This window comes from Providencia sp. LY12 (assembly GCF_057621555.1).
This window is the reverse complement of the sequence record NZ_CM172594.1, coordinates 45,382-66,603: the sequence shown is the minus strand read 5'-3', so window position 1 is coordinate 66,603 and position 21,222 is coordinate 45,382. Positions and strand designations below refer to the sequence as shown.

At 43.8% G+C, this 21,222-nt stretch carries 23 protein-coding genes; all 23 read left to right on the top strand.

Annotated features, from left to right (window positions below; translation table 11 throughout):
- Positions 1–9 precede the first annotated feature (9 nt).
- The 23 genes from asnC to ACY3ZI_RS00165 all read left to right on the top strand — a co-directional run bounded on the left by asnC (position 10) and on the right by ACY3ZI_RS00165 (position 21,208).
- Positions 10–471: a transcriptional regulator AsnC gene (gene asnC, locus ACY3ZI_RS00275; RefSeq protein ID WP_036950600.1), complete on the top strand. Its 462-nt coding sequence runs from the start codon at positions 10–12 to the stop codon at positions 469–471.
- Positions 472–562: 91 nt separating this feature from the next.
- The gene (gene mioC / locus ACY3ZI_RS00270; RefSeq protein ID WP_211887558.1) at positions 563–1,009 is read left to right on the top strand and encodes an FMN-binding protein MioC; all 447 of its coding nucleotides are present in this window, start codon (positions 563–565) and stop codon (positions 1,007–1,009) included.
- Positions 1,010–1,385: 376 nt separating this feature from the next.
- Positions 1,386–3,275, top strand: a complete 1,890-nt coding sequence (gene mnmG / locus ACY3ZI_RS00265; protein WP_154637901.1) for a tRNA uridine-5-carboxymethylaminomethyl(34) synthesis enzyme MnmG — start codon at positions 1,386–1,388, stop codon at positions 3,273–3,275.
- A 1-nt stretch (position 3,276) separates the two neighbouring features.
- On the top strand, positions 3,277–3,900 hold the full coding sequence (gene rsmG, locus ACY3ZI_RS00260) for a 16S rRNA (guanine(527)-N(7))-methyltransferase RsmG (RefSeq protein WP_211887560.1): 624 nt from the start codon (positions 3,277–3,279) through the stop codon (positions 3,898–3,900).
- A 590-nt stretch (positions 3,901–4,490) separates the two neighbouring features.
- The gene (gene atpI, locus ACY3ZI_RS00255; protein ID WP_036950608.1) at positions 4,491–4,865 is read left to right on the top strand and encodes a F0F1 ATP synthase subunit I; all 375 of its coding nucleotides are present in this window, start codon (positions 4,491–4,493) and stop codon (positions 4,863–4,865) included.
- 33 nt (positions 4,866–4,898) lie between these two features.
- Positions 4,899–5,717: a F0F1 ATP synthase subunit A gene (atpB, locus tag ACY3ZI_RS00250; protein ID WP_006660652.1), complete on the top strand. Its 819-nt coding sequence runs from the start codon at positions 4,899–4,901 to the stop codon at positions 5,715–5,717.
- Between the two features lie 47 nt (positions 5,718–5,764).
- Positions 5,765–6,004 (top strand): F0F1 ATP synthase subunit C, encoded by a 240-nt coding sequence (atpE, locus tag ACY3ZI_RS00245; protein ID WP_004246596.1) that lies wholly within the window; start codon positions 5,765–5,767, stop codon positions 6,002–6,004.
- A gap of 57 nt (positions 6,005–6,061) precedes the next feature.
- Positions 6,062–6,532, top strand: coding sequence for a F0F1 ATP synthase subunit B (gene atpF / locus ACY3ZI_RS00240; protein ID WP_181477768.1), 471 nt, complete (start codon positions 6,062–6,064; stop codon positions 6,530–6,532).
- Positions 6,533–6,544: 12 nt separating this feature from the next.
- Positions 6,545–7,078, top strand: a complete 534-nt coding sequence (gene atpH, locus ACY3ZI_RS00235; protein WP_036950613.1) for a F0F1 ATP synthase subunit delta — start codon at positions 6,545–6,547, stop codon at positions 7,076–7,078.
- A gap of 14 nt (positions 7,079–7,092) precedes the next feature.
- A complete protein-coding gene (gene atpA / locus ACY3ZI_RS00230; RefSeq protein ID WP_006660649.1) occupies positions 7,093–8,634 on the top strand; it encodes a F0F1 ATP synthase subunit alpha in 1,542 nt (513 codons plus the stop codon).
- A gap of 55 nt (positions 8,635–8,689) precedes the next feature.
- Positions 8,690–9,553, top strand: a complete 864-nt coding sequence (gene atpG / locus ACY3ZI_RS00225) for a F0F1 ATP synthase subunit gamma (protein WP_006660648.1) — start codon at positions 8,690–8,692, stop codon at positions 9,551–9,553.
- 34 nt (positions 9,554–9,587) lie between these two features.
- Entirely contained in the window at positions 9,588–10,970 is a 1,383-nt protein-coding gene (atpD, locus tag ACY3ZI_RS00220) for a F0F1 ATP synthase subunit beta (protein WP_006660647.1), read from the top strand.
- Positions 10,971–10,991: 21 nt separating this feature from the next.
- A complete protein-coding gene (locus ACY3ZI_RS00215; protein WP_006660646.1) occupies positions 10,992–11,417 on the top strand; it encodes a F0F1 ATP synthase subunit epsilon in 426 nt (141 codons plus the stop codon).
- Positions 11,418–11,540: 123 nt separating this feature from the next.
- On the top strand, positions 11,541–12,911 hold the full coding sequence (glmU, locus tag ACY3ZI_RS00210) for a bifunctional UDP-N-acetylglucosamine diphosphorylase/glucosamine-1-phosphate N-acetyltransferase GlmU (protein ID WP_487375785.1): 1,371 nt from the start codon (positions 11,541–11,543) through the stop codon (positions 12,909–12,911).
- Between the two features lie 259 nt (positions 12,912–13,170).
- A complete protein-coding gene (gene glmS, locus ACY3ZI_RS00205) occupies positions 13,171–15,003 on the top strand; it encodes a glutamine--fructose-6-phosphate transaminase (isomerizing) (RefSeq protein ID WP_154603234.1) in 1,833 nt (610 codons plus the stop codon).
- 118 nt (positions 15,004–15,121) lie between these two features.
- Positions 15,122–15,364 (top strand): hypothetical protein, encoded by a 243-nt coding sequence (locus ACY3ZI_RS00200; RefSeq protein ID WP_487375784.1) that lies wholly within the window; start codon positions 15,122–15,124, stop codon positions 15,362–15,364.
- A 7-nt stretch (positions 15,365–15,371) separates the two neighbouring features.
- Positions 15,372–15,581 (top strand): TnsA endonuclease N-terminal domain-containing protein, encoded by a 210-nt coding sequence (locus ACY3ZI_RS00195; RefSeq protein ID WP_487377589.1) that lies wholly within the window; start codon positions 15,372–15,374, stop codon positions 15,579–15,581.
- 37 nt (positions 15,582–15,618) lie between these two features.
- Entirely contained in the window at positions 15,619–15,951 is a 333-nt protein-coding gene (locus ACY3ZI_RS00190; RefSeq protein ID WP_487375783.1) for a TnsA endonuclease C-terminal domain-containing protein, read from the top strand.
- Positions 15,935–16,168 (top strand): hypothetical protein, encoded by a 234-nt coding sequence (locus ACY3ZI_RS00185; protein WP_487375782.1) that lies wholly within the window; start codon positions 15,935–15,937, stop codon positions 16,166–16,168. The genes ACY3ZI_RS00190 and ACY3ZI_RS00185 overlap by 17 nt, the downstream gene beginning before the upstream one ends.
- Positions 16,169–16,183: 15 nt before the next feature.
- A complete protein-coding gene (locus tag ACY3ZI_RS00180) occupies positions 16,184–16,315 on the top strand; it encodes a hypothetical protein (protein WP_487375781.1) in 132 nt (43 codons plus the stop codon).
- Positions 16,316–16,342: 27 nt separating this feature from the next.
- Positions 16,343–17,554, top strand: coding sequence for a Tn7-like element transposition protein TnsE (locus ACY3ZI_RS00175; RefSeq protein WP_487375780.1), 1,212 nt, complete (start codon positions 16,343–16,345; stop codon positions 17,552–17,554).
- Positions 17,555–17,848: 294 nt separating this feature from the next.
- A complete protein-coding gene (locus ACY3ZI_RS00170) occupies positions 17,849–18,061 on the top strand; it encodes a helix-turn-helix domain-containing protein (RefSeq protein ID WP_487375779.1) in 213 nt (70 codons plus the stop codon).
- Positions 18,062–18,082: 21 nt separating this feature from the next.
- Positions 18,083–21,208: a type I restriction endonuclease subunit R gene (locus ACY3ZI_RS00165; RefSeq protein ID WP_487375778.1), complete on the top strand. Its 3,126-nt coding sequence runs from the start codon at positions 18,083–18,085 to the stop codon at positions 21,206–21,208.
- The last annotated feature ends 14 nt before the right edge of the window (positions 21,209–21,222 follow it).

Below are 21,222 nucleotides of genomic sequence, written 5' to 3'. Positions count from 1 at the left end.
GGCTAAATAATGCCAGAAAATTATCAAATCGATAATCTCGATCGTGACATACTTCACGAATTAATGGTCAATGCACGTACACCTTATGCTGAACTCGCCAAAAAATTCTCGGTAAGTCCCGGAACTATTCATGTGCGAGTGGAAAAAATGAAGCAAGCTGGGATCATAAAAGGAACCCGTATCGATATCAGCGCAAAACAATTGGGTTTTGATGTCTGCTGCTTTATCGGGATCATTTTAAAAAGTGCCAAGGATTACCATACAGCCCTTAAAAAGCTGGATGCTTTAGAGGAAGTCGTGGAGGTTTACTATACGACGGGTCAATACAGTATCTTTATTAAGGTAATGTGCCGCTCGATAGATTCCCTTCAAGATGTACTTATCAACAAAATTCAGACTATCGATGAAATACAATCAACCGAAACGCTGATCTCCTTACAGAACCCGATCATGCGAACGATCACCCCGTAGAAAAAAAATGATATAACCACATTATCCACAGGTAGATCCCAGCTCATTCACAGCGTACAATAGCGCCCTGTTAATGTGAAAGAGAGTGACCATGAGCGTAACAAAAGTAACCTTAATTAGTGGCAGTACCATGGGCAGTGCCGAATATGTAGCGGAGCATATGGCAGAGATTTTAGAAGAACTCGGCTATGAAACGGATATACAGCACGGTCCTGAACTAGATGACTTACCACTTGAAGGGTTATGGCTGGTGGTGAGCTCCACACATGGCGCAGGGGATCTTCCCGAAAATATCCAACCGTTAGCTGAAGCAATTCAATCTCAGTCACCAGACCTGAGTAAGATCAAGTACGGTGCTGTGGGAATTGGCAGTTCGGAATATGACACTTTTTGTGGTGCGATCCATACTCTTGATACCTTATTACAGGATCATGGTGCAAAAAGGATCGGTGATTGCTTCGAAATTGATGTTCAGCAACACGAAATTCCTGAAGATCCCGCAGGAGAATGGGTTAAAATTTGGGCAGACGAACTCTGATCTGTTCAAATTAACCGCAAACAACTGTGGATAACTCCGGTAAGATCATGGTATTAACCGGTAGTTATCCAGATTATAAGTTTTAGGTCGTCCAAGGCCTGTGCATAAGTCCCTGTTTTGATCCCAGCTTATACGCAAAAGGATCACGGATCATTCACAGTATATGATCCTTTACACTTTGATGATCTTTAAAGTGAAAATTCACTTATCCACAGAAACCGTCGATCCTAATAAAAGATCTAATAAAGAGATCTTTAAATAAAAAAGATCTTTATATTATATAGGCGAGAGGCCAGGGCTTGGTCTCTCCATCAAACTTGAGTAGAATTCACTCCTCGAATGCAGAATCCGCATTTTCTAACGTTAAGGTTCACACATGTTTTATCCAGAGCAATTTGACGTCATCGTAATTGGTGGTGGTCATGCCGGTACTGAGGCAGCAATGGCAGCTGCACGTATGGGGCGTCAAACCCTATTACTGACTCACAATATTGATACATTGGGCCAGATGTCTTGCAACCCAGCCATCGGTGGGATCGGTAAGGGACATCTGGTAAGAGAAATTGATGCCCTCGGTGGCTTAATGGCTACCGCAACTGACAAAGCGGGTATTCAATTTAGAACACTCAATGCAAGTAAAGGCCCAGCGGTTCGTGCAACTCGCGCACAAGCAGACCGCGTGCTATATCGCCAAGCCGTTAGAACTGCATTAGAGAACCAACCAAACTTAATGATCTTCCAGCAACCTGTTGAAGATCTGATTGTTGAAAATAACCGAGTTACTGGTGCAGTAACCCGCATGGGCTTAAAATTTAAAGCCAAAGCGGTGGTATTAACCGTAGGTACTTTCCTTGATGGAAAAATTCATATCGGTTTAGAAAACTACAGCGGTGGTCGTGCAGGTGATCCACCAGCAATTACGTTATCTCAACGTTTAAGAGAATTGCCATTACGTGTAAACCGTTTAAAAACGGGTACACCACCACGTATTGATGCAAGAACTATTGATTTCAGTCAGTTAGCTCAACAGCTAGGTGACGACCCAATGCCGGTATTCTCATTTTTAGGTTCGCAAGAGCAACATCCGCAACAAGTGCCTTGCTACATCACGTATACCAATGAGCAAACTCATGATGTGATCCGTAATAACTTAGATCGCAGCCCTATGTATGCAGGGATCATCGAAGGGATCGGCCCTCGTTACTGTCCTTCAATTGAAGACAAAGTGATGCGTTTTGCAGATAAAAACGCTCACCAGATCTTCTTAGAGCCAGAAGGTTTAACCAGCAACGAAATTTATCCAAACGGGATCTCCACCAGCTTGCCATTTGATGTCCAAATGAAAATAGTTCATTCCATGAAGGGAATGGAAAATGCAAGGATCGTCCGTCCTGGTTATGCCATTGAGTACGATTTCTTTGACCCGCGTGATCTAAAACAAACTCTCGAAAGCAAATTCATCGAAGGCTTGTTCTTTGCTGGTCAAATCAACGGTACAACAGGTTATGAAGAAGCGGCTGCTCAAGGTTTATTAGCGGGTCTTAACGCAGCACAACATGCATTTGACCTTGAAGGTTGGTTCCCACGTCGTGACCAAGCCTATGTTGGCGTACTGGTTGACGATCTGTGCACATTAGGTACCAAAGAACCGTACCGTATGTTCACTTCTCGTGCGGAATACCGTTTGATGCTGCGTGAAGATAACGCCGATTTACGTTTAACCGAAAAAGGACGTGAATTAGGTCTCGTGGATGATGTTCGTTGGGAACACTTCAACCGCAAAGTCGAAATGATTGAAAAAGAGCGTCAACGCTTAAAAGATATCTGGGTTCACCCTAAATCTGATAATCATGAAGAAATCGACCAAATTTTAACCGTTCCATTATCGAAAGAAGCGAATGGTGAAGATTTACTGCGTCGTCCTGAAATGACGTATCAAATGCTGACCTCGTTAAATCTGTTTGCTCCGGGTGTTGAAGATCCTCAAGCAGCAGATCAAGTTGAAATTCAAGTGAAATACGAAGGTTACATTGCTCGTCAGCAAGAAGAGATCGAACGTCAACTGCGTAATGAAAACACATTACTTCCTGTTGATTTGGACTATAAGCAAGTGAAAGGCTTATCTAATGAAGTGATGGCGAAGCTGAATGACCACAAACCAACGTCAATTGGTCAAGCATCTCGTATTTCTGGGATCACACCGGCAGCGATTTCAATTCTGTTAGTGTGGCTCAAAAAACAAGGCATGCTGCGTCGGAGTGCATAATATGGATTTATTCAGCAAACTGACAAAGCTATTGGCCAAAACCGATATCCAACTGACTGACAAGCAAAAACAACAGTTAGTCGATTATGTTGGTTTATTGCACAAGTGGAACAAAGCGTACAACTTAACGTCGGTACGTGAGCCTGAACAAATGTTAGTTCGCCACATCATGGACAGTATCGTGGTGAACGATCACCTTAAGGGTGACAAGTTTATCGATGTAGGAACGGGCCCAGGGCTTCCTGGCGTACCTTTAGCTATTGTTCGACCTGATGCTCACTTTGTTTTATTGGATAGCTTAGGGAAGCGTATACGCTTCCTAAAACAGGTTCAGCATGAGTTAGGGCTGACTAACATTGAGCCAGTTCAATCTCGAGTGGAAGAGTACCCTGTTGAAGATGGATTTGATGGCGTAATTAGCAGAGCCTTTGCATCACTCAACGATATGCTGAGTTGGTGCCACCATCTTCCTGCAAGGGAAGGGTGCTTTTATGCGTTAAAAGGTGTGGTTCGTAACGAAGAACTCACACAGCTACCTGAAGGATTTGAAGTTGAGTCCATTACAGAGCTAAAAATTCCAGAATTAGACGAACAGCGTCACTTGGTTAAATTATTCAAAAAATAACGTAGTTTTTAGTAAAATTATTTTATCTTTTAGAGCGGTAGCCGTACATTTACAATGTTACGGCTATTTTTATATATAATTAAAATAAAGATAATTTAAATTCACTTGTTATTTACAGAATATTAACGAATATATATCAAAAATAATCACATTAATGGTAATAATATTCCTAATCTAATATTATTACTAAATCGTTTTAGCATTAATAATGAAATATCCAAATTATTTTTTCATTTTTTTGCCTAAAAAATAACAAATTTAATTATTTGATTTATGGCTTAAAAATAGGGTTCTAACCGGATAAAGAGTGTGGTTATTAATCAAGAGATTAAGATTTGTTGTGATCTTAATCACATAAAGTTATTTTTAGGCGACGAATCGTTAATAAATTATTAATCCCACCTGTCTTAATTCTGCGCTATCTCGAAAAAATTAAATATTTATTCACCTTTTCGCTACTTACTGATTGAATTCATTTCGCCTGCCCGTATAATTTGCACGTTTTTGTCTCTTGACACATTTAAGCAAAGGCAGTTTTATTACAACCCTTAGCGTTTCTTAGGCTGAGAGAGCTGGGAGTACACAAAGTTATGTCTGTTTCCCTTTATGGCAGTAATGCTTCTAAGCAACTGTCTATTCAGTTAATAACTTTTGTAATCCTCAGTGGGGCTTTCTGTGCAAATAGTATAGAATGGGGGGCCTCTGCTCTTGCTGGTGGGTTAGCATGCTGGTTACCTAATATCGTATTTATGCTGCTATCACGCTTTGAAAAAGCAAAAGAAGAGGATGAACCTGTCCGCATTGCCTGGTTCTTTGCATTAGGAGCAGGGTTAAAGGTTGTGACAACTATTACTGTCTTAGTTGTTGCTTTTGGTGTGTTTAAAGCGTCAATAACACCACTGGGTTTGACCTATTTAGCGGTGCTGATTGTTCAGATTGTTGCACCAGCCGTTGTAAAACGGTAAGTATTTTTAAACTACAAAAGGGTAAGAGGCATCATGTCTGCATCAGGAGAAGTGATGACTACAAATGAGTACATAGGTCACCATCTGAGAAACCTTCAGTTGGATCTACGTACCTTTGAGTTGGTCGATCCCCACGCTAGTCCAACGTTTTGGGCGTTAAACATTGACTCGCTTTTTTTCTCCGTAGTTCTCGGGGCTTTATTCCTGTGGCTATTTAGAAAAGTTGCTGCCAATGCGACTAGTGGCGTACCCGGTAAGTTACAGACTGCAATAGAACTGATCATTGGTTTCGTTGATAACTCAGTCCGTGATATGTATCACGGGAAGAGCAAAGTTATTGCCCCTCTGGCATTAACGGTGTTCGTCTGGGTATTTTTAATGAACCTTCTGGATCTACTTCCAATTGATTTCATCCCATACATCGGTGAGCACTACTTAGGTTTACCTGCTCTGCGTATTGTTCCAACCGCAGATGTGAGTATCACGATGTCGATGGCAATTGGTGTGTTTATCCTAATAATCTTTTACAGCATCAAGATGAAAGGAATTGGCGGATTCACGAAAGAGCTCACTATGCAGCCTTTCAACCATCCGGTATTTATCCCTGTAAACTTGATTCTTGAAGGGGTTAGCCTGCTGTCAAAACCTGTATCACTCGGTCTGCGACTGTTTGGTAACATGTATGCAGGTGAATTGATCTTTATTCTTATCGCGGCTCTGCTTCCGTGGTGGTCACAGTGGTTGTTAAGCCTGCCTTGGGCTATCTTCCACATACTGATTATTACGCTACAAGCCTTTATTTTTATGGTTCTGACTGTTGTCTATCTGTCGATGGCTTCTGAAGAGCACTAATTTTATTAATCAATAATTGTATTAACTGAAACAAACTGGAGACTGTCATGGAAAACCTGAGTATGGATCTGCTGTACATGGCTGCCGCTATTATGATGGGTTTAGCGGCGATCGGTGCTGCGATCGGTATCGGCATCCTAGGTGGTAAATTTTTAGAAGGCGCTGCTCGTCAGCCAGATTTAATTCCTCTGCTGCGTACACAGTTCTTTATCGTAATGGGTCTGGTCGATGCTATTCCGATGATTGCTGTTGGTCTGGGCTTATATGTAATGTTCGCTGTTGCCTAATTAACGTTCGGCACACATTAAGAACATTAACTAACTAATAAATAAGAGGTATTGTCTGTGAATCTAAATGCAACAATCCTCGGCCAGGCTATCGCGTTTGTCCTGTTTGTTTTGTTCTGTATGAAGTATGTATGGCCACCGATTATGGCGGCCATAGAAAAACGTCAAAAAGAAATTGCTGACGGTTTATCTTCCGCAGAACGTGCTAAAAAGAACCTGGAACTGGCGCAAACCGACGCAACCGACCGACTGAAAAAAGCGAAAGCTGAAGCACAAATCATCATTGAACAAGCGAATAAACAACGCACTCAAATGATTGATGAAGCTAAAGCGGAAGCAGAAACAGAACGTGCAAAAATCGTAGCACAAGCGCAAGCTGAAATTGATGCTGAGCGTAAACGTGCACGTGAAGAGTTACGTAAACAGGTTGCGATGCTTGCTATCGCAGGTGCCGAGAAGATCATCGAACGTTCCGTGGATGAAGCTGCTAACAGCGACATCGTTGATAAACTAGTCGCTGAACTGTAAGGAGGGAGGGGCATGTCTGAAATCGCTACTGTAGCTCGCCCCTACGCCAAAGCAGCTTTTGACTTTGCTGTGGAAAACCAAGCTGTTGCTAAATGGCAGGAAATGCTGGCCTTCACCTCTGAGGTGACGCGCAATGAACAGGTTGGTGAGCTGCTTTCTGGTTCTATTGCACCAGAAACATTAGCTAAAACGTTTATCTCTGTTTGTGGAGATGAAATTGACGAGCATGTTCAAAATCTAATTCGTGTTATGGCGGAAAACGGTCGTTTAACAACGATGCCAGAAGTATTAGCTCAATTTATCCAATTGCGCGATACGCTGGAATCAACTGTTGAAGTTGATGTTCTTTCTGCGAACGAACTGAGTGAACAGCAGTCAGCTAAAATTTCTGCCGCGATGGAAAAACGTCTGTCACGCAAAGTTAAGCTGAATTGCAAAATTGACAAGTCTGTTATTGCTGGAGTGATCATTCGTGCGGGAGACCTCGTCATTGACGGTAGTGTCCGCGGTCGCTTAGAGCGTTTAACTGACGTCTTGCAGTCTTAAGGGGACTGGAGCATATGCAACTGAATTCCACCGAAATCAGCGAACTGATCAAACAGCGTATTGCTCAGTTCGATGTTGTGAGTGAAGCTCACAATGAAGGTACGATTGTTTCCGTTAACGACGGTATCATTCGTATTCACGGTTTAGCCGAAGTCATGCAGGGTGAAATGATCGCTCTGCCTGGCAACCGTTACGCAATTGCACTGAACTTAGAGCGTGACTCTGTTGGTGCGGTTGTTATGGGCCCTTATGCTGACTTAGCAGAAGGCATGAAAGTTAAATGTACTGGTCGTATTCTTGAAGTTCCAGTAGGCCGTGGCCTGTTAGGACGTGTAGTGAATACACTGGGTCAACCAATTGATGGTAAAGGTCCTGTTGAGCACGATGGCTTCTCTCCTGTAGAAGTTATTGCTCCGGGTGTTATCGACCGTCAATCAGTTGATCAACCTGTACAGACTGGTTATAAATCAGTCGATGCGATGATTCCAATCGGCCGTGGCCAGCGTGAGCTTGTCATCGGTGACCGTCAAACTGGTAAAACAGCTCTGGCGATCGATGCAATCATCAACCAGCGTGATTCTGGCATCAAATGTGTTTACGTTGCTATCGGACAGAAAGCATCAACTATCTCTAACGTAGTACGTAAACTGGAAGAACACGGCGCTCTGGAAAACACTATCGTTGTTGTTGCAACTGCATCTGAATCAGCTGCACTGCAATACTTAGCACCATACTCTGGTTGCGCGATGGGTGAATATTTCCGTGACCGCGGTGAAGATGCTCTGATCGTTTATGATGACCTGTCTAAACAGGCTGTCGCATACCGTCAAATTTCACTGTTGCTGCGTCGTCCACCAGGACGTGAAGCATACCCAGGTGATGTTTTCTATCTGCACTCCCGTTTACTTGAGCGTGCTGCTCGTGTTAACGCTGATTACGTAGAAGCATTCACTAAAGGTGAAGTGAAAGGTAAAACTGGTTCATTGACTGCTCTGCCAATCATTGAAACTCAAGCGGGTGACGTTTCTGCATTCGTACCAACAAACGTAATTTCGATTACAGATGGTCAGATCTTCCTGGAATCTAACCTGTTTAACTCTGGTATTCGTCCAGCGGTTAACCCAGGTATTTCAGTATCTCGTGTTGGTGGTGCTGCTCAGACTAAAATCATTAAGAAACTGTCTGGTGGTATCCGTACAGCACTGGCTCAATACCGTGAACTGGCAGCGTTTGCTCAGTTTGCTTCCGACCTCGATGACGCAACTCGTAAACAGTTGAGCCACGGTCAGAAAGTAACTGAACTGCTGAAACAGAAACAGTATGCACCAATGTCAGTAGCAGAGCAGGCACTGTCTCTGTTCGCTGCAGAACGTGGATATCTGGACGATGTTGAGTTAGCAAAAATTGGTGCATTCGAAGCTGCATTAGTTTCATTTGCACAGCGCGAGCATGCTGACCTTATGAACGAAATTGGTCTGGCGGGCAAATATAACGATGATATCGAAGCTAAGTTGAATAAACTGCTCGAATCATTCAAAGCCACCCAGTCCTGGTAATACTATTCGGCCCGTGAATTTTTATGGGCCGTCTGGTTAATAAGGAGAAGCAGAAATGGCCGGCGCAAAAGAGATACGTTCCAAGATTGGAAGTGTGCAAAACACGCAGAAGATCACTAAAGCGATGGAAATGGTCGCGGCGTCCAAAATGCGTAAAACGCAGGAACGCATGGCGGCCAGCCGTCCTTATGCAGAAACCATGCGCAGTGTGATTGGTCACCTTGCATTAGGTAATCTGGAATATAAACACCCATATCTCGAAGAGCGTGAAGTTAAGCGCGTCGGGTATTTGGTTGTTTCAACAGACCGTGGTCTGTGTGGTGGTTTGAACGTTAACCTGTTCAAAAAACTGCTAGCAGACATGAAAACGTGGTCTGAGAAAAACGTTCAGGTTGATTTGGCTTTAATCGGTTCTAAAGCGGTAGCATTCTTCGGTTCTGTAGGCGGCAATGTCGTTTCACAAGTAACCGGAATGGGGGATAACCCGACCCTTTCTGACCTGATTGGCCCAGTTAACTCTATGCTACAAGCCTATGATGAAGGGCGTTTAGATAAACTGTATGTGGTGAACAACAAGTTCGTCAATACAATGTCTCAAGAGCCAACGATTCTTCAGTTACTGCCATTGCCTGCAAGCGATGACGAAACACTGAAGAAGAAATCTTGGGATTATTTATATGAACCCGATCCTAAGGCGTTGCTGGATACCCTGCTGCGTCGTTATATCGAGTCGCAGGTTTATCAGGGCGTCGTTGAAAACCTAGCTAGTGAGCAGGCCGCTCGAATGGTAGCGATGAAAGCCGCTACAGATAACGGTGGAAACCTGATCAAAGAGTTGCAGTTGGTTTACAACAAAGCTCGTCAGGCCAGCATTACTCAGGAACTGACCGAGATCGTTTCTGGTGCTGCCGCGGTTTAACAGCTAGGTTTACGAATTACGTAGAGGATTCAAGATGGCTACTGGAAAGATTATCCAGGTAATCGGCGCCGTTGTGGACGTCGAGTTCCCTCAAGATAACGTACCAAAAGTGTACGATGCTCTTGAGGTTATTAACGGTAAAGAAAAACTGGTGTTGGAAGTTCAACAACAGTTAGGTGGTGGTGTTGTCCGTTGTATCGCAATGGGTACATCAGACGGTCTGAGCCGTGGTTTAGAAGTTGTAAACCTAGAGCACCCAATCGAAGTACCAGTCGGTAAAGCAACTCTGGGACGTATCATGAACGTTCTGGGTGAACCAATCGACATGAAAGGTGATATCGGCGAAGAAGAGCGCTGGTCTATTCACCGTGCTGCACCAAGCTACGAAGAGTTAGCTAACTCAACTGAACTGCTGGAAACCGGTATCAAAGTAATGGACTTAATCTGTCCATTCGCGAAAGGTGGTAAAGTAGGTCTGTTCGGTGGTGCGGGTGTTGGTAAAACAGTAAACATGATGGAACTGATCCGTAACATCGCGATCGAGCACTCAGGTTACTCAGTGTTCGCCGGTGTTGGTGAGCGTACCCGTGAAGGTAACGACTTCTATCATGAAATGACCGACTCAAACGTTCTGGATAAAGTATCACTGGTTTATGGCCAGATGAACGAGCCACCAGGAAACCGTCTGCGTGTTGCGCTGACTGGTCTGACTATGGCTGAAAAATTCCGTGACGAAGGTCGTGACGTATTGCTGTTCGTTGACAACATTTATCGTTATACACTGGCAGGTACTGAAGTATCAGCACTGTTAGGTCGTATGCCATCAGCGGTAGGTTACCAACCAACGCTGGCGGAAGAGATGGGTGTTCTGCAAGAACGTATTACCTCAACTCAAACTGGTTCTATCACTTCCGTTCAAGCGGTATACGTACCAGCGGATGACTTGACTGACCCATCACCAGCAACTACCTTTGCTCACTTAGACGCAACCGTAGTTCTGAGCCGTCAAATCGCATCTCTGGGTATCTACCCTGCGGTTGACCCTCTGGATTCTACCAGCCGTCAATTAGACCCACTGGTAGTTGGTCAAGAGCACTATGATGTTGCTCGTGGCGTTCAGTCTATTCTGCAACGTTACCAAGAACTGAAAGATATCATTGCAATCCTGGGTATGGATGAACTGTCTGAAGAAGACAAACTGGTTGTTGCTCGTGCTCGTAAGATCCAGCGCTTCCTGTCTCAACCATTCTTCGTTGCAGAAGTCTTTACCGGTTCACCAGGTAAGTTCGTTTCTCTGAAAGACACTATCCGTGGCTTCAGCGGCATCCTGAACGGTGATTACGACCACCTGCCAGAACAAGCGTTCTACATGGTTGGTACCATTGAAGAAGCTGTGGAAAAAGCGAAAAAGCTTTAATCCATCTGACGAGAGGTTGATATGGTAGCTGCAATGACATACTACCTGAAAGTAGTAAGCGCGGAAAAACAGATGTTTGAAGGCTTAGTACAAAAAATTCAGGTGACAGGTAGTGAAGGTGAGTTGGGGATTTATCCGCAGCATACCCCGCTGCTGACTGCCATAAAACCGGGCATGGTACGCATTACGAAGCAGTTTGGTGAAGAAGAGCTAATTTACCTCTCCGGCGGTATTTTAGAAGTTCAACCAACAGGTGTTATCGTACTCGCTGATACAGCGATCCGTGGTAAAGATTTAGACGAAGCTCGTGCAGTGGAAGCTAAACGCAAAGCGGAAGAACATGTCCGCAAAGCACACGGCGATGTTGATTATGCTCAGGCATCAGCAGAACTTGCAAAAGCAATAGCGAAACTTCGAGTTATCGAGTTAACTAAAAAGCTTATGTAATGATAGCAATATAGAAAAAGCCAGTTAGTTTGACTAACTGGCTTTTTTATTTGTGCGAAATATGTAGTAATTTATACAGGAAATAGGTTTACTTTCACCCCAAAGTTGGAGTTTCAGGAAAATATGACTGTGCAAAGAAAAAGTGTCGTGATTTTAGCTGCCGGTAAAGGCACACGGATGTATTCAGACTTACCTAAAGTTCTGCATTTACTCGCAGGTAAACCAATGGTTCAGCATGTGATTGATACAGCGAAATCAATCGGTGCGTCGGATATTCATCTGGTATACGGACATGGCGGTGATTTACTGAAAGAAAAACTGGGTGAACAAAACCTCAATTGGGTTCTGCAAGCGGAGCAACTGGGTACCGGCCACGCAATGCAGCAAGCCGCTCCCCACTTCCAAGATGACGAAGACATTGTCATGCTTTATGGCGATGTACCTTTAATTGCTAAAGACACATTGCAACGACTGGTAGATGCTAAGCCGGAAGGCGGTATTGGCTTATTGACCGTTATCTTAGATAACCCAGCCGGTTATGGTCGTATTATCCGCGAAAACGGCGAAGTTGTTGGTATCATCGAACAGAAAGATGCCAGTGAAGAACAGCGTAAAATCCAAGAAATCAACACCGGTATTATGGTCGCAAGCGGCAAAGACTTTAACCGCTGGCTGAGCCAACTGAACAATAACAATGCCCAAGGTGAATACTACATTACCGATATCATTGCTCTTGCTCATAAAGAAGGTAACAAAATTGCGACCGTTCACCCAAGCCATCTCAGTGAAATGGAAGGGGTTAATAACCGTCTGCAATTAGCAGCGTTAGAGCGCATCTACCAAAAAGAACAAGCTGAAAAATTACTGTTAGCGGGTGTGATGTTGATTGATCCTGCGCGTTTTGATATTCGCGGAACCTTAACTCACGGTCGTGATGTCGTCATCGACACTAACGTGATCATCGAAGGTAACGTGACACTGGGTAATAACGTTCAGATCCAAACTGGCTGCGTACTGAAAAACTGTGTAATTGGCGATAACTCAGTTATCAGCCCATACTCAGTGATTGAAAATTCTGAATTATCCACGGAATGTACTGTTGGACCTTTCGCACGTTTACGCCCTGGTGCTAAATTAGCAGCGAAATCTCATGTGGGTAACTTCGTTGAAATGAAAAATGCCACGCTGGGCTTAGGCTCTAAAGCGGGTCACTTAAGCTATCTGGGTGACGCTCAGATTGGTGATAACGTGAACATCGGTGCAGGTACCATTACGTGCAACTATGATGGCGCGAATAAATTTAAAACGGTTATTGGTGATGATGTGTTTGTGGGTTCAGACACACAATTAGTCGCACCAGTCACTGTAGCCAATGGCGCAACCATTGGTGCTGGTACCACAGTTACCCGTGATGTTAATGAAGGTGAACTGGTGGTTAGCCGCGTGAAACAGACTCATATTAAAAACTGGCAGCGCCCAGTAAAGAAAAAATAAGTAAATAAAACATAAGTAAATATAGAGGAGAGATATTCAAGTCTCTCCTATGATTAGCTATGAATGAATCAGCTATCTAAGAATTAGCAGTCTAAGCAATGTCGGTCAGTTTTTTTAATATAAAAATCGCTACAAAGTAGCAAATAGATAAAACAATAAATTCCCCGTTTCTACAAGGCTGGGGAACAGCGAAAGCTGAACAATAATCAGGTTGCGACAATAAGAGGGGAAGACCCCCTTTATTTAGGAATAACTTAATATGTGTGGAATTGTTGGTGCTGTCGCACAACGTGATATCGCGGAAATTCTGTTAGAAGGTCTTCGCCGTTTAGAATACCGTGGTTATGACTCTGCGGGTATGGCGGTGGTTGATCATGAAGGCCATCTGCAACGCTTACGTGAAGTCGGTAAAGTGCAAATGCTGGCGGAAGAAGCAGAAAAGAACCCGGTTTCTGGTGGAACTGGTATCGCGCATACCCGCTGGGCGACTCATGGTATTCCAAGCGAGCGTAACGCTCACCCTCATACCTCGGGTTACATTGCCGTTGTTCATAACGGAATTATCGAGAACTATTTAGAACTGAAAGAAGAGCTGAAAAAACTTGGCTATATCTTTAGTTCAGACACTGACACTGAAGTGATTGCGCACCTTGTTCATCATGAACAGCAGCAAGGCGGCACATTATTGGAAGTGGTTCAGCGCGTGATCCCGCAATTACGTGGCGCTTATGGCACCGTGATTATGGATAGCCGCAACCCAGAATTATTAGTCGCAGCACGCTCTGGTAGCCCGTTGGTTATCGGTCTGGGTGTTGGCGAAAACTTCTTAGCTTCTGACCAACTGGCATTATTGCCTGTGACTCGCCGTTTTATCTACTTAGAAGAAGGGGATATTGCGGAAGTCACTCGTCGCACTGTGCGTATTTTTGATAAGCAAGGCGCGCCAGTTGAACGTGAGCAAATCGAATCGAATGTTCAATACGATGCAGGTGATAAAGGCGCATACCGCCATTACATGCAAAAAGAGATCTATGAACAGCCGATGGCGATTAAAAACACCCTCGAAGGGCGTTTTAACCAAGATAACGGTATCGACCTTAGCGAGTTAGGTCCAAAAGCTAGCGAAATCCTGTCCAAAGTTGACCATATCCAAATCGTTGCTTGTGGGACTTCCTACAACGCTGGAATGGTTGCGCGTTACTGGTTTGAATCACTGGCGGGTATCCCTTGCGACGTGGAAATTGCGTCAGAATACCGTTACCGCAAACCGGCACACCGTAAAGGTAGCTTGATGATCACCATTTCCCAATCAGGGGAAACGGCGGACACACTAGCCGCTCTGCGCTTGTCTAAAGAGCTGGGTTACTTAACGTCTCTGGCAATTTGTAACGTTGGCGCATCTTCATTAGTCCGTGAATCTGAATTTTCGCTGATGACCAAAGCGGGCGCGGAAATTGGCGTCGCTTCAACCAAAGCATTTACAACCCAGTTAACGGTATTGTTGATGCTGGTGGCGTATATGGGACGCCTGAAAGGGGCAAACCCTGAACTGGAAGAGCGTATTGCTCATGCGCTTCACGCACTGCCTGCACGTATTGAAAGCATGCTGTCTCAAGACAAAGTGATTGAAGCGTTAGCTGAAGATTTCTCAGACAAAAACCACGCGTTGTTCTTAGGTCGTGGCGATCAGTTCCCTATCGCCGTTGAAGGCGCACTGAAACTGAAAGAGATTTCGTATATCCATGCTGAAGCGTACGCAGCTGGCGAATTAAAACATGGTCCATTAGCGTTAATTGATGCAGATATGCCCGTTATCATCGTTGCTCCGAACAACGAACTGTTAGAAAAACTGAAATCTAACATTGAAGAAGTTCGCGCACGTGGTGGCTTGCTGTATGTGTTCGCTGACCAAGATGCTGGTTTTGTAGCAAGCGAAAACATGAAAATTGTTTCCCTGCCACATGTGGAAGAGTTAATCGCACCAATTTTCTACACCGTTCCTCTGCAACTGCTTTCTTACCATGTTGCGTTAATCAAAGGAACTGACGTAGACCAGCCGCGTAACTTGGCAAAATCAGTGACTGTTGAGTAATCTCACTCTGATTTAAAAATCCAGCCGTGGTCTGACAAAATAGATCTAAATTACTCAAAAAAAGTTATAAAATAGAAAAACCCAGTTACACTGGATAAAAAGTATACTGGGTTTTCTTATGGCAAAATCTCAACAGTCCCTATCAGAACACCAGATTGTCCGCAGGATAAAGGACGGACGTGGTCAAGGTTTTGGTAAGAAATACCAACCTTGGTTGTATGTGCAAGATGTGCTGTCTGAAGGCCGATCCCATCGGATTTATTATCATAAAACTTGTCGTGTTCACCATTTATTATCAGACCTTGAGCTTGCAGCCTTTCTGGTCTTTGAGTGGTCTCCTGATATTTTCAGATATTCGTGAATAATTTCTGCTTCGACGCGAGGATACGCAAGCTATCGCTGCTGAACATGGATTAAGACATCCAGCTGTCCGTGGTGTTGATCAAGTCATGTCTTCTGATTTTTTGGTTGATACAGACAATGCTATGCATCGCCAGTTTGCTGTTCAGGTAAAACCTATGGAAGCATTATCTGATGTGAAAATCATTGAAAAACTGGAGTTAGAGCGGCGTTATTGACAGTCAAAACAAATCCCCTGGTTCTTAATTACCGAACATGAAATTGATCCCATCATTAGACAGAATATTGAGTGGTTGTATCCAACCAAAACGGGAGGGGGGAGTTGATTCAGGGCTACTGTCACAACTTCCGTTGCTATATGGGGCTTTCAGTAAAGCGCCAGAGAAAAAGGTGATTGATATTTGTAAACAAATAGATACTGTTTCCAGCTTGGAATTAGGACATACCCTTCGTGATGTGCGAACGCTCATAGCAAATGGATTCCTGAAATTTAATATTCACAAAGTCTTTAGGACTATCTCAGCAGCTGAACTGGTTTTTTGCCAATTCAATGATATGGAGGCCCTGCTTCATGTGGCAAATCAATGAAGTGCTTCAATTTGATGGGAAGCTTTATCGCATTTTGGCCGTTAATTCCGGAGCGATTATGTGGATTTGTTTGGATTTGGACACGGCTCGGCCAGAGCGTAGAACAGAGTTGGAACTCATTTCTTATTTTGACGAAGGGCGTCTGTTCCAACACGTTGATCCTTTTGCTTCAATCAATCTTGAAGAGCCGCTGGTTGGCTCAGTTGCTTTTAATTAGCGTGAACAGGGGCCTTTGATTATTCAGCCCATTATTGTTTATGAGCTATGTTTTGAGCCAAAAATTCGAGCCCAGCGTGTGGAACAAGTCAGAAAGTCAGGTATGGCCTCAATAGCTACTATCTACAAGTTATTGCGACGTTACTAGCAACGAGGGCAAAAACCAAATTCACTATTGCCGGATTATAAAAATAGTGGTGCCCCAGGGAAAACGCGTGCAGTAAGTGGCCAGGTAAAGATTGGGCGATCCAGAAAGTTTAGTGATGATGAAGGGATTAAAGTCACGCCAGATATTGAACGCCTATTCCGGCTCACTATTGAGAAGTATATTCTCAGCGCTGATGGTTTAAAAACAACGGTTGCCTATCGGTGTTTTTCCGATCTATTCGAACAGTATTATCCACAATTTAAAGGGAAGCTAGAAAGTTGGCGGTTTAGCTTTGATCCCCCTGACATGAATAATTGGCAATTTCACGTTAAAGGTCGTTATAGCGGCGATAAATCAATGTACTTGATTGAGGAAATCATTGGTGTTGTGTTTGATGTTGATATTCCAAGCAGTATTGCATTTATCAATCCGGACTTTTTCAAGCGAGATACCAAAGATCAATCAACCAGAGCGGGTTCTGAAGGTGTTAACTGGCTGAATAATGAAGACAAGTTTGAAATAGATGACGATCAGACCGGTTCGGATCAGAACGAGACCTTGGCTTTGGAAGGTGATTTATCCTGGATTCGTTTTACTAAGCCATTTGATGTCTATAAACAAGAACAGGTGAAAGACAGCAGTAAGCTGGTCATGAATGAACTTGACGAAAAGGAAGCGGGTCGAGAAGTCAGCACCGATGAGCCGCATCAGGGTGGCACTTTACCTGCCGCAGATGTCGGCGGCAAACAGGATATTACCGATAGAGAGCGACAGTTTGCCAGCCGTTTTAAAAGCTTTGATCACATGTTGCAAGTGTTAGTCAGCAAGCATAAATGCTCGATTCTTCAGCAAGAAACATTGCCATTACCAAAAGTAGGTAGGAGTAAACAGCATCAACTGGAAAATGGCTCACCTCGTGCCATCAGAGCCGTACGCGTTCGATACCAATCGAATGAAGCTGTTTTACTTGAAGTTGATACTTCGGATGGGATCAAGATGTTGTCGACCAAAATGATTTTCAGCTCAGATGCACGGGACTGGATTGAGCATTTTACTCAGATCCGAAGAGGTATTGTTTCAAAGTCGATTTCTTGGCCAAACGACTTGCTGGACACTCTCTTTGGCGAGCAAAATCATATCGGTATTCATCACCCCAAGCACCAAGGGGCAGTGGTGGGTAATATACCAGTGGAGTCGATTGAAGGTTGGGCGTTCAGGTGCTTGCAGTATTTCACTTAATCAAAACGAGTAAAGCCCGACTTCTACTCTCATAATGTGACTTCAGCTTGCAAAATGCCATGTAAATCTAATAAATGTGGTGTTCTTTCGGGTATCTATCGGAATAGATGGCCAAATAACCCATGCCATTACAAGATCATCACTTTCACAAGTGAAAGTGTGTTTTCAGCAATCACGCTTTTATCTCCTCTCGAATAATTTCATTTCAACTCTAATTTTTATCCACTGACTGGCATTCATGTTATAGTTGCCCTTACGTTCAGAATGCCTACATGGATAGGAACATAGGAACACATGATCAAATGCCACCTCGCCCGCTTGATGGGAGAGCGCAAATTAAGAATAGCGGATGTCATTCGTGAAACAGGCTTAAGCCGCAACACAGTGACACTTCTGTACAAAGAAAAAGCACAAAAAGTGGACTTAGAAGCCATCTACAAGTTGTGCGTGCTATTTAATTGTCCAGTTGGTGAGCTCCTAGAACAGTCACCAGAGAATAATCAATAAAAACAATAATGAAGGTCTGATATGAGCTTCACAGAAGATTCAAGAGTAAAAATACCAACGATCTTACACCTCATGCGGTTGGGTTATGAGTACCTCTCCCTGAAAGGAACACTCTGGGACAAGGATACAAATATCTTCCCGGAATTATTTTCCTCAGCGGTCAGTCGTATAAATCCTGACACGACACCTGATGACGTTGCCCGTTTGCTTGAAGAAGTGAAACTCTCTCTGGATAACGAAGACTTAGGCAGAGCTTTTTTCAATCAGTTGAAGGCTCGATCTGGCTCTAGGTTGATCGATTTCGAGAACTTTTCAAACAACAGTTTCCATGTCGTTACTGAGTTAACCTACAAGAACGGAGACGATGAATTTCGTCCCGACATTATCTTGTTAATTAATGGTATGCCGCTGGTTTTTATTGAGGTGAAAAAGCCTAACAACCGAGATGGTATCATCGCGGAAAGAGAGCGCATTAATAAACGTTTTCAAAACCCGAAATTCAAGCGCTTTGCTAACATCACTCAGTTCATGATTTTTTCCAACAACATGGACTACGTCGATGGTGATCCAGAGCCAGTACAAGGTGCGTTTTACGCGAGCAGTTCATATGACAAGCCAGTGTTTAACTATTTTCGTGAAGAAGAGGTGTTAGATCTTACTGCACTTTTAAAACCACTGACTGATGATCAAGAACTGGCAGTCCTCAAAGACAACAACTTAGAAGTGATCCGCAGCAACCCTGAGTTTTTGAGCAACAAAGAACCCAGCCGTCCAACCAACCGAATCTGTACCTCTTTACTCAGCAAAGAGCGTTTATGCTTTGTTCTACGCTATGCATTGGTCTACGTATCAGAGAGTGATGGCCTGCAAAAACACATCATGCGCTACCCACAGATGTTTGGGACCAAAGCTATTGAGAGAAAGCTAAACGAAGGGGTTCGTAAAGGGATTATTTGGCATACCCAAGGAAGCGGTAAAACCGCATTAACCTATTACAACGTTGGGTTCTTAACGGATTATTTCCAAAAACGAGAAATCATTCCAAAGTTCTATTTCATCGTCGATAGACTAGACTTGCTGCAACAAGCACAGCGAGAGTTCACTGCACGCGGTTTGATTGTTCACACCATAAACTCCCGCGAAGCGTTCACGTGTGACATCAAAGCCACACAAGTGATTCACAACCACTCAGGCAAAGCCGAAATAACCGTCGTCAACATTCAGAAGTTTAAAGACGACCCCGACGTTATTTCAACGCAAGACTATAACGTCACCATCCAACGCATTTACTTCCTGGATGAGGTTCATCGTAGTTACAACCCGAAAGGTAGCTTTCTGGCCAACCTGACTCAGTCTGATACCAACGCTATCAAGATAGGCTTAACGGGTACACCCTTATTGGGTGAAGACTACAACTCACGAGTTCTTTTTGGCGATTACATTCACAAGTATTACTACAATGCTTCCATTGCCGACGGCTATACACTGCGCTTAATTCGTGAAGAGATCGCGACCAATTACAAAATGACGCTTCAACAAGCGCTGGAAGAAGCTGAAGTAAAAATGGGCGATGTAGACCGCAAAGAAATATACGCCCATCAAAGTTTTGTTGAGCCAATGCTGGACTATATCATCAGCGACTTCGAAAAGAGTCGCGGCACGCTAAATGACGCAACCATAGGCGGTATGATCATTTGCGATAGCTCAGACCAAGCAAAGAAAATGTTTGAGCTGTTTAATGTTGTGTACGCCTCAAAGTCCCTATTCAGCAGTGACAGCGCGGAACCTCAGCGAGCAACATCGGTAGCAGAACCGATCCCGACTTACGTTCAAACGGCAAGCATGGAGCCAGCCAAGCAAGCCCACAAAGTGAGCAATGCTGCGCTTATTTTGCATGATGTCGGCACAAAACAAGAACGCAAAGATTGGGTTGAAGATTTCAAAGCAGGAAAAATCGACTTACTGTTTGTTTACAACATGCTACTAACAGGCTTCGATGCTAAACGCTTGAAGAAACTCTACCTTGGCCGCGTGATCCGCAAGCATAACTTGCTACAAGCACTCACCCGCGTCAACCGCACATATAATGACTTCCGTTATGGTTATGTGGTTGATTTCGCAGACATCCGAAAAGAATTTGACGCGACTAACAAAGCTTACTTTGACGAATTACAGTCAGAGCTGGGCGATGAAATCGAAAGCTACTCCAAACTATTCAAATCACAGGAAGAGATCAAACAAGAGATAGAACATATTAAAGATGTGTTGTTCCGCTTTGATATCGACAACATGGAGACCTTCTGTGATCAAATCAGCCAGATACAAGACAGAGAAACTGTCTTAGCACTTAAAAATGCCCTAGCTGATGCTCGAAGCCTGTATAACCTTATTCGCCTGCAAGGTGAGTACGACTTCCTTGATGAACTGGATTTTGCCAAGCTAAACGTGCTTTACCGCGAAACCAGCAATCATTTGGACTTGCTCAACCTCAAGCAAGATCTTGAACAAGGCACAGATACCACACACCTGCTTCACCGAGCCTTAGAAGATGTCATCTTCAAGTTCGTTAAAATCGGTGAAGAAGAACTGGTTTTGGCTGACCAGTTGAAAAACACTCTTCGCCAAACACGCGAAGCACTGGCAAATAACTTTGACCAACAAGACCCGAAATTCATCAACCTGAAAGATGAACTAGAGCGATTGTTTAAGAAAAAGAATCTCAGTGAAGTGACGCAAGACGAAATGGTCGCCAACATCGATGCACTCAACAAAATTCACCAACGAGTGAAAGAGTTGAACCGACAGAATAACCAATTGCGTCAGAAGTACCTAGGTGACACCAAGTATGCGCGTTTACACAAGCGTTTATACGAACGCCAACAAGAGCGACGCGATATTACAGACTCTGAAAGAAAGATTTTTGAGGCACTACTCGGAGTCAAAGAAGACGCCGATAGTCAGGTGCTCGACAACACGTCCGTTCTCGATAACGAAAGCTATTTTGAGCGGCATCTGCTACCAAAGGTTCATAACCGCTTTATCAAACAACAGAGCATTCCCTTGAATACGGAAGCAGTTCGTTATGTAAACCACCTTGTCGTAGCAGAATATTTAAAAGAATTTAATACAGGTAGCCAATCCTGGTAAGAACACCAACTAAG